Source organism: Shewanella sp. N2AIL, assembly GCF_022690845.1.
GTDB lineage: Bacteria > Pseudomonadota > Gammaproteobacteria > Enterobacterales > Shewanellaceae > Shewanella > Shewanella baltica.
On record NZ_JALBYT010000017.1, the window covers coordinates 48,207 to 62,308 of the forward strand.

Annotated in this window: 10 protein-coding genes; 4 read left to right on the forward strand and 6 right to left on the reverse strand. The window is 46.7% G+C overall.

Annotation, left to right across the window (positions count from 1 at the left end):
* Window positions 1–19: 19 nt before the first annotated feature.
* Together MO387_RS11685 and MO387_RS11690 are read right to left on the reverse strand one after the other, a co-directional pair.
* Complete coding sequence (locus MO387_RS11685; protein ID WP_006083510.1) at window positions 20–778, reverse strand: AraC family transcriptional regulator; 759 nt, start codon at window positions 776–778, stop codon at window positions 20–22.
* Window positions 779–802: 24 nt separating this feature from the next.
* Window positions 803–1,342, reverse strand: coding sequence for a YbhB/YbcL family Raf kinase inhibitor-like protein (locus MO387_RS11690; RefSeq protein WP_006083511.1), 540 nt, complete (start codon window positions 1,340–1,342; stop codon window positions 803–805).
* A gap of 908 nt (window positions 1,343–2,250) precedes the next feature.
* Here MO387_RS11690 and speF point away from each other — a divergent pair.
* From speF to MO387_RS11705, 3 genes are all read left to right on the forward strand, one after another.
* Window positions 2,251–4,413: an ornithine decarboxylase SpeF gene (speF, locus tag MO387_RS11695; protein ID WP_063884636.1), complete on the forward strand. Its 2,163-nt coding sequence runs from the start codon at window positions 2,251–2,253 to the stop codon at window positions 4,411–4,413.
* An 86-nt stretch (window positions 4,414–4,499) separates the two neighbouring features.
* The gene (gene potE / locus MO387_RS11700; protein ID WP_107946281.1) at window positions 4,500–5,819 is read left to right on the forward strand and encodes a putrescine-ornithine antiporter; all 1,320 of its coding nucleotides are present in this window, start codon (window positions 4,500–4,502) and stop codon (window positions 5,817–5,819) included.
* Window positions 5,820–5,936: 117 nt separating this feature from the next.
* The gene (locus MO387_RS11705; protein ID WP_107946280.1) at window positions 5,937–7,091 is read left to right on the forward strand and encodes a porin; all 1,155 of its coding nucleotides are present in this window, start codon (window positions 5,937–5,939) and stop codon (window positions 7,089–7,091) included.
* 459 nt (window positions 7,092–7,550) lie between these two features.
* Here MO387_RS11705 and MO387_RS11710 read toward each other — a convergent pair whose 3' ends face one another.
* Window positions 7,551–8,111 (reverse strand): gluconokinase, encoded by a 561-nt coding sequence (locus MO387_RS11710; RefSeq protein WP_107950104.1) that lies wholly within the window; start codon window positions 8,109–8,111, stop codon window positions 7,551–7,553.
* Window positions 8,112–8,196: 85 nt separating this feature from the next.
* On the opposite strand from MO387_RS11710, the gene gntU reads away from it, so the two are divergent.
* Window positions 8,197–9,540: a gluconate transporter gene (gene gntU / locus MO387_RS11715; RefSeq protein WP_006083518.1), complete on the forward strand. Its 1,344-nt coding sequence runs from the start codon at window positions 8,197–8,199 to the stop codon at window positions 9,538–9,540.
* A 67-nt stretch (window positions 9,541–9,607) separates the two neighbouring features.
* On the opposite strand, the gene gntR is transcribed toward gntU, so the two are convergent.
* The 3 genes from gntR to MO387_RS11730 all read right to left on the reverse strand — a co-directional run bounded on the left by gntR (window position 9,608) and on the right by MO387_RS11730 (window position 14,045).
* Window positions 9,608–10,606, reverse strand: coding sequence for a gluconate operon transcriptional repressor GntR (gntR, locus tag MO387_RS11720; protein WP_107946279.1), 999 nt, complete (start codon window positions 10,604–10,606; stop codon window positions 9,608–9,610).
* A 390-nt stretch (window positions 10,607–10,996) separates the two neighbouring features.
* Window positions 10,997–13,417 carry a YgiQ family radical SAM protein gene (locus MO387_RS11725; protein ID WP_107946278.1) on the reverse strand — a complete coding sequence of 807 codons (2,421 nt, stop codon included), beginning with the start codon at window positions 13,415–13,417 and terminating at the stop codon, window positions 10,997–10,999.
* Window positions 13,418–13,634: 217 nt separating this feature from the next.
* On the reverse strand, window positions 13,635–14,045 hold the full coding sequence (locus MO387_RS11730) for an MAPEG family protein (RefSeq protein WP_107946277.1): 411 nt from the start codon (window positions 14,043–14,045) through the stop codon (window positions 13,635–13,637).
* Window positions 14,046–14,102 lie beyond the last annotated feature (57 nt).

Consider the following 14,102-nt stretch of genomic DNA (forward strand, 5'->3'; position numbering starts at 1 on the left):
AGTATCAATCTATTCCTCCTCACAGTGTACGACGATAAGCCGCAGGGGTCAGGCCAAATTGTTGCTTAAAACGTAAGGAAAACTTTTCCGCCGATTGATAACCACAGGCTAAGGCCACTTGTAGTAATGGCTCGCCCGAGTTTTGCAGCATGGCCAAACCATGGCTCAGCCGGACTTCGACTAACAACTGCCTAAAACTGGTGTCTTCTAACGCCAATTTACGCCTAAGGCTGGCCGTGCTCATGTGTAACTTGTCGGCAATCTCCTCCTGCTGCCATGGCGCCGAAGGACTCACGCTCATCAAAGCCAAGGCCGCTTGAGTCACGCTGCGTTGCGTGTGGCCATACAACCAGTTCACACTGCGTTTATCAGGCAAACTGAGCAGTAACGCAGCCAGATAATGCAGCTGAACAGAATCAGCCAGAGACAAGCTCAAACTCTGTAATAACGCATTCCAAGCTAAGTCCACCGCGCGCGATACGTTTTGGACTGGCATAGGGTCACGCCAATCGGCAGTGCTCGATAAAATCCCTTGGGGTAAATCGTGGGGAAGCAATAACTGCACCGCCCGATAGCGCCCAAGGAAAGGCCGATTCACAAAGCTGATATGCGAACCCGCAGGAATTAACAGTAACTGACCTTGGCCCACCAAAACGGATTCATCTTGCCAGAGTAAAGACTTTTCCCCATGGATAACCCGAATAATCGACGGCTGGTGCACAGGTACTTGAGATAAAGATTGTGCCTGCTTCGAATCATATTCAAACAAACGGATCATGACACCAGCCTAATTATCAATGGATTATCGGTTATATACCGCAGTCAGCTTGGCGCTACCTAAGGCTTGTGCTCTGAGCATAAAGCCTAATAATGCAGGGCTAGCGTCCTTTGGCAGATCTAATGCACTGGGCAATGCCCACACAGTGAATTCATACCTGTGTACGCCATGACCTTCGGGCGGACAAGCGCCACCAAAATCAGTGGTGCCGAAGTCGTTCTTCAAAGCAATAGCGCCTTTGGGCAGTGCATCGGCATGCGAGCCCGCGCCTTGCGCCAGTGATGTTTGCGCTGCGGGTAAGTTATATACCGCCCAGTGCCACCAACCGCTGCCCGTTGGCGCATCAGGATCATAAGCCGTCACTGCAAACGCTTTCGTCCCCACAGGTATGTCAGTCCAAGTCAGTTGCGGCGAAATGTTTTCACCTTGGCAACCGAAACCATTAAATACTAATTGCGATGTGAGTTTATTGCCCTCGCTCATATCTTTGCTCGTTAACGTCATAGCATGTGCCTGTCCAAATAAGCCCAATACTAAACTCGCCCCTAACCACCATTTATTCATGTCTATCTCCCATTGATGTTTCGACCTGACTAATCTACGTCAACCTAAAAGATAACATCTGCCCTAAAACGGCAACTTTCTGCCCCAAATGCTCAAATGTGAGAAAAAAACTGTCATTTTTGCAATTTTTCAGCATGCAAGTGATTTTGTAAAGAGAATTTATGCATAACCATGCAGGTGCATCGTGCGGTATAGATTAAGAAGCTTATTACTACAGCCTTTTAATTAAAATTAGAGAAAAAGAATAAGATGTTTTATGCAAAAATCATTATTTAAATAACACTGACAATATTTACTTTCATAATTTAGATAAAGATACTTAAGTATGATTGACTCAGTTTAATATCGATTAAATAAGTTAAATTTAAGTGCTCACTATTAAAAAGTAAGACATAGGTCATGATTTTATTTATAACTCACATATAGACTTCATTCCGTAATAAAACCTAACTATTTTCTCTAAGTCATAATGGAGTCGTATATGAAGAGGAAATCTAAAATCATGGCGCATATCCGGCGCACGCGGCATATCATGATGCCTAGTCAACGTGACTATTTCGATCACTCCTTTATCTTCCTCCGCTAATCTCAGCGCAGGTAGTAGGCCAACGAACAGGTCTAAAGTGCTATTGCTCTAATTTTTGCAAACACTTAATGTACTGTCTTTTTTTGGTTTATTAACTTGCGTCACTATCAAAGCATTCTTTTATCAGTGCAGTTTTACTGCGGCTAAGCTATTTGCACGCCCAATAAATATATTTTAACTTTTATTTATTTCGCGACATTGGCATAACCACATCTAATCTGCGCACGGAATAGCTATATCTAATTTTTATGCCATTAATGTTTTTAATTAGGTATAGGCACACTTGTATCTATTTTTTTAAAAAGTAAAAGGGAAATTAACTATGAAATCATTAAAAGTAGCCGCTAGCTTATCTGTTAGATCTTGTTTCGATATCGACAGAGAAGTCGTCAATGTATTAACCACAGATTTTTGCGATGTGGGCGCGGCTGTAGTCTCTGTTGATGATGTTAGAAATGGTATTGTTGAAAAGATTAAAAATACCGGATTGAAACTACCCATTTTCGTTTCAGTTTGCTGCGAAGAAACTTTCCCAGACGATGTTTGCTCATCTATTACTGGGGTATTTGAACTCTGCGGCGATAACACTGACTTCTACGGAAAACAGGTTGAAACTGCGGTCGATAAATATGAGCAAGCGCTATTACCTCCTTTCTTCGGCACACTGAAAAAGTACGTTGAGATGGGTAATTCCACCTTTGCTTGTCCAGGTCACCAAGGCGGACAATTCTTCCGTAAGCATCCTGTGGGTCGTCAGTTCTTCGACTTTTTTGGCGAAACGATTTTCCGCGCCGACATGTGTAATGCCGACGTCAAATTGGGTGATTTATTGATCCATGAAGGCGCACCACTGGCAGCGCAGAAATATGCTGCCAAAGTCTTTAATGCCGATAAAACCTACTTTGTACTTAACGGGACTTCATCTTCAAATAAAGTGGCGACCAATGCGCTGCTTGCTAAAGGTGACCTGGTATTATTCGACCGCAATAACCACAAATCAAACCACCATGGCGCGTTAATTCAAGCTGGTGCAACACCCGTTTATTTAGAAACCGCACGTAATCCCTTCGGATTTATTGGTGGTATCGACGCTCATTGCTTCCAAGAGTCCTATTTAAGAGATCAAATTCGCGAAGTCGCCCCAGAAAGAGCCGATGAAAAACGTCCCTTCCGTTTAGCAATAATCCAACTCGGCACCTATGACGGCACCATCTACAATGCTCGCCAAGTAATTGATAAAATTGGTCATCTGTGTGATTACGTCTTGTTTGACTCGGCTTGGGTCGGTTACGAACAGTTCATCCCTATGATGAATGACTGCTCGCCACTCTTGCTCGAACTAACCGCTGAAGATCCTGGCATTATCGTGACTCAGTCGGTGCATAAACAGCAGGCGGGCTTCTCGCAAACATCGCAAATCCATAAAAAAGACAAACATATCAAAGGCCAAGATAGATATTGCAACCATAAACGCTTCAACAACGCCTTTATGATGCATGCTTCTACCAGCCCCTTCTATCCTCTATTTGCGGCGCTAGATGTGAACGCGAAAATGCATGAAGGCGCAAGCGGTCGTTACCTGTGGCGCGAAGCGGTAAAAGCCGGCATCGAAGCACGTAAGCTACTGCTGAAAAAGTGTAAATATATCAAGCCATTCGTGCCAACCATGATAGATGGTCGCCTATGGCAAGACTATGAAACAGAGCAAATGGCCGATGACTTACGCTTCTTCGAATTCGAACCCGGTCAGAAATGGCACTCCTTCGAAGGTTATGACAAAGGGCAATACTTCGTTGACCCTTGTAAGTTCCTATTAACAACACCAGGCATAGATGTAGAAACCGGTAAATATACCGACTTTGGTATTCCAGCGACTATTCTGGCTAACTTCTTACGGGAAAATAATATTATTCCTGAGAAGTGCGACTTAAATTCGATTTTATTCCTGATGACGCCTGCGGAAGATATGGCCAAGATGCAACATCTGGTCTCGCAAATATCTCGATTCGAAAAATTAGTCGATGAAGATGCGCCATTATCTGAAGTTTTACCTAACGTCTATAACGCGAATAAAGCACGTTATCAAGACTATACCATCCGCCAACTTTGCCAAGAAATGCACAATCTTTATGTCAGCCATGACGTAAAACAACTGCAGAAAGAAATGTTCCGTAAAGCGCATTTCCCAACCAAAGTCATGGATCCACAGGAAGCAAACCTAGAATTTATTCGTGGCAAAGTCGAATTAGTCCCGCTATCACAAATTGAGGGAAGAATTGCCGCAGAAGGCGCACTTCCTTACCCACCAGGTGTGCTATGTATGGTACCAGGTGAAATATGGGGTGGCTCTGTTCAACGTTATTTCCAAGCTCTCGAAGAAGGTATCAACTTATTACCTGGATTCTCGCCAGAACTGCAAGGTGTTTATCTTGAAAATACCGCAGACGGCAAAATTCAAGCTATGGGATATGTATTAAATAAATAATGAAAACTGACTACAGAGTTAATTAACCCCGCTCTGCAGTCAATTTCAAACCTCCTATAATAAGTCACCTAAATTAGGTTATTAATATGAGTAAATCAGCAAATAAAATTGGCGTCGTCCAATTAACTATTATCACCATAGTCAACATGATGGGCTCAGGCATTATTATGCTGCCAACCCAACTCGCTCAAGTCGGTACCATTTCAATTTTATCTTGGCTAGTCACAGCGGCGGGTTCTACAGCCCTCGCGTTTGCTTTTGCCAAGTGCGGTATGTTCAGTAAGAAATCCGGCGGTATGGGCGGATATGCTGAATATGCTTTCGGCCGCTCAGGCAACTTTATGGCCAACTATACCTATGCCGTCTCGCTGCTCATCGCCAACGTCGCGATTGCGATCTCGGCTGTGGGTTATGCCGCCGTATTGCTCGAAGTCAACTTAAGCCCTATGGCAATTTGTCTTGCGACCATTGGCGTACTTTGGCTAGCAACCGTTGCCAACTTTGGCGGTGCTCGCATCACGGGCCGTGTGAGTAGCGTGACTGTATGGGGGATCATTCTGCCTGTGATTGGCGTGTCGTTAATTGGTTGGTTCTGGTTCGACATCGACCTCTACAAAGGCGCATGGAACCCGCATGATATGCCATTCTTCAAAGCGTTAGGCGGTTCTATCGCCATGACTTTGTGGGCGTTCCTCGGTCTAGAATCGGCCTGTGCTAACTCAGAAGCCGTCGATAACCCAGAAAAAAACGTCCCTATCGCTGTGATGGGCGGTACCTTAGGTGCGGCGGTGATTTATATCGTCTCTACTAACGTGATTGCAGGTATCGTACCAAACGCTGAACTTGCCATGTCGAATGCGCCCTTCGGTTTAGCCTTCGCGCAAATGTTTAATCCTGTGGTCGGTAAAATAGTGATGGCCTGTGCCATTATCTCTTGTACTGGCTCGCTGTTAGGTTGGCAGTTCACTATTGCCCAAGTGTTTAAAGCCTCTGCCGATGAAGGATTCTTCCCTAAAATCTTCTCTAAAGTCAGTAAAGCCGATGCGCCAATTTGGGGTATGACCATTATTGTTTCTATCCAAACCGTCCTTTCATTAATGACTATTAGTCCATCGCTAAGTAAGCAATTCGAAGCCTTAGTGAACCTCGCCGTTGTCACCAATATTGTGCCTTACATACTGTCGATGGCAGCCCTTGGGGTAATGCAAAAACAACTTAAAGTGCCTGCCCATAAGGCCCGTATTGCTAACGTAATTGCCGTGATCGGTGCTTTATATAGCTTCTATGCCCTGTATAGCTCAGGCGAAACTGCAGTAATGCTTGGCGCCATGGCCACCTTCTTCGGTTGGACTATCTTCGGTGTGATTTCCAACAAAGCAACGGTTAACGATACACGTCCAGCCTAAATCCGGCTAACGCACTATCAAAACGATTAACAACAGCATCTAAAAGAACGGTTACTCAGGGATCATAGGCTAAGCCTATGATCCCCTGGAGAATACTTGCTCATTATCGGGGGATTTATGAATAAGACTTGTCTTGCTTTAGTGTTACCTATGCTATTAACAGCCACCAGCAGTCAGGCGGTTGAGCTTTATAAAGATCAAAAAAACACATTAGATTTAACCGGTTGGTTGGGGTTTGCCGCCTTGAATGACAGCCACGACACCTCGGTTATCGACGATTCATCACGCTTAAGATTTAGCTTCGAGCGCAGTGAGAGAAATGGCTGGACTGCCTTTGCTACCACGGAGTGGGGGATCAATATGGTCTCCAGCGACGATGGTTTAGTGATGCAAGGGGGCAAGCTCGCCGCCGAAAAGACCGATGATTTTCTCTATAACCGCTTAGGTTATGTTGGCATGTCCCACGATGTCTGGGGGAGTTTGAGCTTTGGTAAACAATGGGGCGCCTATTATGATGTCGCCGGCACCACAGATTTACCCAACGTTTTCGCAGGTTACAGCGTTGGCGCTTACACCTTTGGCGATGGCGGCCTCACAGGCACTGGCCGTGCCGACTCCGCCTTTATTTACCGCAATAGTGTCGGCCCAGTGCAAATTGCCCTGCAATATGCTGCCAAAACCAATGGCGATGTCAGCTTAAAAAATGATGACGGCAGCGAAATGAGTAACTCTGAGCTGAGTTTCGACAGCAGTTACGGTGCCAGTATCACCTATTCAGCAACCGAAAAATTCAAGCTGCTTGCAGGCTTTAACCGCGGTGATTTTGAAGGCCACTTAGGCAATACTCAAGTCGACGAAACCAATGAAATCATCGGCATTGGTGCCATGTATGGTGACTACTACCACTATGCCGAAGGACGCGAAGCCAGCGGTCTTTATGTGGGTTTTAACGCTCACCAAAGTAAGAGTAATGAACTGGTCAATGGTGATCTCTACGACGCCACTGGTGCCGAGTTGATGACGGCCTATCAATTCGACAACGGTTTTGTGCCTATGGTCGTACTCAGTTATTTAGATTTAGACACAGATGCAACTACGCCCATCCAAGGTAATTGGACCCGCCAATTTGCTATGCTGGGACTGCACTATCGCTATAGCAACGACACTGTGATGTTTGCTGAAATGAAGTTAGATTTCAGTGATATGGATGATGCCGCGCTTGAAGCGCAGGAAGACAACAGCTTCGCAGTCGGGATTAATTACTTCTTTTAAGGCTCAAGGGGATATTAACCAAGGTGGCTAAAGCGCTCATTCAACTTTGGCATTCCTTGGTCATATATAGCGAGACTATTTTAAGTAACAGTCTTCAGTGGCTGTTTTAGTCACATGTTGAATTAACCATGTTTTGCAGGACAAGCAGCTCGCGTCATCGCTCATATGCGTGAGCCTATTTGAGGCTGAGGTGCGGCGCACGTTTCGTCTACAAACGCTCGCCGTAACACTCATTGGATGGTACCGCAGGCTTACCATTATCTCTACGCCACTCCAAGTCAGTTTCTGGAGTGGTTTTTTTCAATGTCGAGCGGCTAGATCCAGATTTGCTTCGACCTTCAGCGTCACTTATTAATGCCGACGACTGTCGTTCAGCTCCCCCTTCGCTTTAAAGGCTAATCTGCAACATCATGATAAAGCAGCCAAGCCTCGCGTTAAGATCCCATGACCGACTTATGCTTATGCTTCGCCATTTATCGCCTGAATACAGCGCTGCACGACTTCTTCGAAAGAGCCATCTATGCTCACTTGGATAACGTCAGCTTCATCGGTCGCGGGCATCTCCAGCGTGTCGAACTGACTCTTGAGTAGTTCAATCGGCATGAAGTGGGCTTTTCTGGCAAACATGCGCTCTTTGACTAATTCAAAATCTCCGTATAGATGAATAAACACCAGCTTGCTGTTGTTCTGACGGATCAAGTCACGATACTGGCGACGTAGCGCAGAGCAAACAATCACCCCCTGTTCACCTTTTTGTTCAATGCTATACACAGCATCATTGATGCGCTCAAGCCAAGGAGCCCGATCGCTGTCATTGAGCGGTGAGCCAGATTTCATCTTGATAATATTGGCTCTAGGATGCAGATCATCACCATCAATAAATTTCGTCTCTAACGCCTTTGCAACCGCGGCACCTATCGAAGATTTGCCACAACTAGAGACGCCCATGAACACATAGCTATTGCCTTTTTTTCTCTCAGTCACTTTGTTAACCTCATGCCAATTCTCGAATTTAGTCACTTCCCACTCTATCATATTACGAGTAACATGTTACCGGTAACCTACAAAAATGTGGACAACTTAACTAACAAGGAAAAGTCCTCTTATGTCTGATATGTCATTGATTCTGACAGCGCTGGGTTCAATCGCCCTGCTACTGTTCTTAGTGATGAAAGTGAGATTACATGCAGTGGTATCACTGATACTGGTGTCGATCATTGCCGGTCTTTTCTCTGGCATGAACCCAGCCGATATCACTAATACTATTCAACAAGGTATGGGGGGAACACTGGGCTTTGTGGCGGTGGTGGTCGCTTTGGGGGCGATGTTTGGTCGCGTCATGGAAGAGACTGGTGCGCTAGATCAGATAGCCCATACACTGCTGAATAAATTTGGTAACGACAAAGCCCACTGGGCGATGACCTTTACTGGCTTTATCTGTGCGCTCCCCCTCTTCTTCGACGTTGCTGTGGTACTGCTGATTGGCATCGCCTTTGCCGTAGTTCGTAAAGGGGGCGGCAGCGTCGTTAAAATTGGTATTTCACTGCTCGCGGGTATTGCTACCTGTCAGGCGTTTCTTATCCCTGCACCTGGGCCTATTTTGGTCGCTTCACAGCTCAATGCCGACTTTGGCTACATGATAGTCTTTGGTCTGCTGGCATCGATTCCGGCGATGATTCTAGGCGGTCCACTCTTTGCCAGTCTCATCTCGCAAAAAGTCCATGTTGAGCTACCAGCCCACGAGCAGCAAGAAAAAGGTGAACGAGAAGGTGGACCTATCCCCTCATTCGCGCTATCAATCAGTATTGTGATTTTTCCACTGCTGCTTATCGGTTTGAAGACGGTGGTGTCGCGCTTTATTGATGAAAAATCCGATCTGCATAATTGGCTCGCCTTGATAGGTCATCCCTTCACCGCCATTTTGCTGGCCTGTTTAATCGCATTCTATGTGCTGGGCGTGAGACGTAATATTCCCAATGACCGCATCATGGAAATCTGCAGCAGTGCGCTCCAACCTGCGGGGGTTATTATTCTCGTCACCGGTGCTGGCGGCGTGTTCAAGCAAGTGCTGATTGATTCGGGTGTCGGCGATGCGTTAGGGAATATGCTGGCAGGTTCGGGATTACCGATTGTGATACTGGCATTTATTTTGTCGGCGTCGGTGCGCGTGATCCAAGGGTCGGCAACCGTGGCTATGTTAACGGCTTGCGGCCTTATCATCCCGATACTTGAGCCATTGAACTTAGATGGTGCTCAATTGGCGGCGATTACGATTGCCATTGGCGGTGGTTCGATTGTGCTCTCGCACGTTAATGACTCAGGCTTCTGGCTCGCTAACCGTTTTCTTGGATTGTCAGAAAAACAAACGCTGCAAACCTGGACGGTAATGGAGACCATTATTGGCACGACGGGCGGCATAGTTGCAGTCATCATCTCTGCATTTCTCTAACGCTAGCCAGTGATCAAAAACATTAGACATTAGGCATTAGCCGTTAAGCGAAAGTTCAAGGGGAAGTCTACAATGTTTCCCCTAAATCAATACGATAGCCCAGATCGATAACCGATTCTGCTATCTCTTTGCCATTTAATCGGTCTAATAACTCAGTGGCAGCAATTCGACCGATCTCCTTTCTTGGGGTAATAATGCTCGCCAATTTTGGCGTCATGGATTGCCCTATATCATGGCCATGAAACCCTGCAACGCCTATTTGTTCTGGGATCTTGATGCCTTGTCTTTGACACTCAAATATCACCCCCGCAGCCAAATCATCGTTAGTGCAGAAAAAGCTATCCACATAGGGATATTTCGCTAAGGTTTGTTGCAATAACGACGCCCCCAAGGAAAACGATGAAGCCTCATTGGTGGTCATCGTCAAAGGTGTGAGCTTGGCTTCCTGCATCGCTAACTCGTAGCCTCGCATCTTAAGCTGAGTGCGAATATCCATGCGCGCGCCTAAGTAAGCAATGTGGCGATAGCCTTGTGCAATCATGGCCTTAACCATTTCGCATGCAGCCGCTGTGTTATCAAAACCCACACACTGTTGAATCGAAGGCGACACACTATCCATCATTTCGATGACCGGAATGCCCGCCGTTTCAATCATTCGCACGGTACGCGGCGTGTGGTAACTTTCGGATAAAAGTAAGCCATCAATATTGTAAGAAAGCAGTGATGCCACCCGCTCCTCTTCTAATTCTGCCTGATATCCGTAGTGAGCCAGCATGGTTTGATAACCGCGTTTGCCGGTCACATTCTCGATACCGCGCAGCACTTCGGCAAACACTTGGTTGGTTAACGACGGCACTAACACACCAATGGCGCGGCTGGTTGCTTGCGCCAAAATTTCCGGCGCGCGATTAGGAATATAACCTAAGGTTTCTAGTGCGATAGCTATCTTTTCTTGAGTGCTTTGCGCCACTCTTGTTGGATTTTTTAAATAGCGGCTCACCGTCATTTTGGTGACCCCAACTTGATCGGCAACGTCTTGAAGAGTGGGTCTACGCTTTTTATTCATAGTATCTAATGTTAGTTGACGAACCGCGGATATGGGTGAGATGTATAGCTAAAATATCGAATATAAACAAATAGTAGACATAAGCATCAGACGAGATTTTATAATAGTTCGCCCTGCGATACCAGTTAGGACTCTTTTATCGCGGCGCCGCTCATTGTAAGCATTTATCGGTAAAGATGATGAGGGGCTGATAACAAAAAGCTCAAGTGCTAGCCCGTATATACATTAACTTATTTCAGACTGAGCTAAGGCAAACATACTGGCAAAATTGTGGCGAAATCAAAAAGGATTGTAAAAAAGGAGAGTATTGCGGGATGATAGTGCTAGCTAGGCCGCTCCTAACTTATGTCTGGAGCGGCCTTTGTACATTATTGTGATAGCTAAAAGTGATTACTTAGCCTGTTGGCGACCTTGGGATGGCTTACCTGCTGGTTTACCACCACTTTTTGATGGATTGTTGCCTTTAGCACTACTTTTAGCCTGAGAGCCTCCGGCCTTAAAACCAGACTGCCCGAAGGGCGCTTTTGCTCCCGGACGGCTCGAATGTGCTCCGCTAGGTTTAGAACCCGTTGGCTTAGCGCCATTCGCTGCAGGTTTTCCACCTTTGCTGGCCGGTTTTGATTCCGCACCAACTTGAGCTTGCGCGCCGCCTTTAGCCGTACCTTTAGATTTGCCATCGCCCTTGCGATCATCGAATTGATTACCCGAGAAGCGCGTAAAGGCTTTTTGGCCTTGGTTAGCATCTTTCATCCACTTAGGTCCGCGCTCATTTCGACCTTCTGGCGGCACTAATTGATGTGGGCTATTGCCGATCAAGTCTTCACGCCCCATGGCAGTTAACCCTTCACGGATCAATGGCCAACCCGCAGGATCGTGATAACGCAGCAATGCTTTATGCAAGCGACGTTGACGCCCTTTCTTCGGCACAGAGACCACTTCGCTGGTGTGCTTGACGTTTTTCAGCGAGTTTAACTCGGTATGATAAATCGTGGTCGCATTCGCCATCGGTGACGGATAGAAGTTCTGTACTTGGTCGAGCTTGAACTTACGTTCCTTCAACCACAGCGCTAAGTTCACCATATCTTCGTCGGTCGTGCCCGGATGCGCCGAAATAAAGTAAGGGATCAGGAACTGCTCTTTGCCCGCTTCCTTCGAAAACTTATCGAACAATTCTTTAAACTTATCGTAGGCGCCCATGCCAGGTTTCATCATCTTGCTGAGCGGACCTTCTTCCGTATGCTCAGGGGCGATTTTTAAGTAGCCGCCCACATGGTGCTGCACTAACTCTTTAACGTAAGCCGGATCTTCAATTGCCAAGTCGTAACGCACGCCAGAGGCGATCAATACTTTCTTGATGCCAGGTACCGCACGTGCCGCGCGGTACAGGTCGATAGTGTGTTTATGATCTGTGCCTAAGTGGCCGCAAATCGATGGGAACACACAAGAAAGACGGCGACAGGTTTTTTCGGCCTTTTCGCTAGTACAACCTAAACGATACATGTTGGCGGTTGGGCCGCCTAAATCGGAAATCACTCCAGTAAAGCCTGGCACTTTTTCCTGAATATCTTTGATTTCTTTAACAATCGACTCTTGTGAGCGACTCTGAATGATGCGGCCTTCATGTTCGGTAATCGAACAGAAAGAACAACCACCAAAGCAACCACGCATGATGTTGATAGAAGTCTTGATCATGTCATAGGCAGGGATTTTTTCCTTGCCATAGATAGGATGAGGAATGCGCTGGTAAGGTAAATCGAATACGGCATCCATCTCATCGGTATTAAGCGGCCATGCGGGCGGATTCACCCAAACGGCGCGATCACCATGGGGTTGGAATAACGCACGGGCACAACCTGGATTTTGCTCTTGGTGCAAAATCCGTGAAGCATGGGCATATAAATATTTGTCTTCAGAGACTTTTTCAAACGCGGGCAGCAGCACATAGGTTTTATCCCATGGCTTAGGTTTAGGCGGCTGAACGCTAATTGGCTTAGGGGCTTCGTTATCGAATATCTTTACATCCGACGGGCCAGACAAGTTAGCACAACCCACATCGTCGGCGCCGTAAGGATTCGGCAGCGGCTCTATCTTGTGCAGTTGGTCAATCTTGCGCGAGTCCATACCGCGCCATTCGGGCAGCGGCTCTTTACGGATAACCGCAGTGCCACGCACATCGTGCAGCGAGCTAATAGGTTCACCGGCAGCTAAGCGGCGTGCCACTTCAACTAAAGGACGCTCGGCATTGCCGTACATCAGAATGTCGGCCTTGGCATCGAAAATCACACTGCGGCGCACTTTGTCCGACCAATAATCGTAATGGGCGATGCGGCGTAAACTGGCTTCAATACCGCCAATGATCACAGGCACATCTTTAAAGGCTTCTTTACAACGCTGGGTGTACACAGTCACAGCGCGATCTGGGCGCTTACCGCCAATATCGCCAGCGGTATAAGCATCGTCAGAACGTAAGCGACGGTCAGCAGTGTAACGGTTGATCATCGAATCCATGTTGCCGGCGGTGACGCCAAAAAACAGGTTTGGACGACCCAATTGCATAAAGGCGTCTTTGCTAGACCAATCAGGTTGGGAAATAATGCCGACTCGGTAACCTTGGGCCTCTAACATACGGCCGATCACTGCCATGCCAAAGCTTGGATGATCCACATAAGCATCGCCTGTGACTATGATAATGTCACAGCTATCCCAGCCAAGCTTATCCATCTCCTTGCGGGACATAGGTAAGAAAGGCGCAGTGCTGTCGCCTGTAGCCCAATACTTGGGATGACTAAAGAGTGTGGATTCAACTTGCATCGATTGTGACCCGAAAACGTAATGTCAAATAAAGGCGTCACTGAAAAATAAGTTACGCCAATTTAGGGACGCGGAGTATAGCAGGCAATGGGGGATAAGTGCGATTAAAAAAACATCAATCAAGGCGTTTTTCAGGGTATTTGAGCCTGAAGCCTAATACCCCTAAATCCGCTATGGATATGGCTTAGGGCGGAATCGACCGCCCAATCCCAAGCGTCTAGAGACCCTTTCCTAATCCTTGAACAAAATGCAGCAAATTCACCAATGCCAAACTGATGATCACTATCCAAGTGAGCAATACGCCCCAGAAACGTCCAAAATGGTAACCGCCTTGGCCTTGGGTTAAACCGATAGCATGAAGCAGGCGCGCCACTATCCATACAGTCCCAAAGCAGTGGAGATAAAATACGGGTAAGCCACTGGCTTCGGCCACCAGCATGAGAATCAATACGATAGGCGCATTTTCGATCAGGTTGACATGGACACGATTCGCTAAGGCGAGCGCATTGTTACCCCCATCGCCTAGACCGATTTTCTGACCTCGCCTCAATTTCACGACTCGATAAGCCAAAGCGACAATTAATAGCCCTGTGAGGCTAGCGTAAAGACCCGTTACCATCAAAGACATACCTATTATTCCCCTTATCAAAAAGCTGACTATAGCCCGAGCTGCAAAAATTCAGCA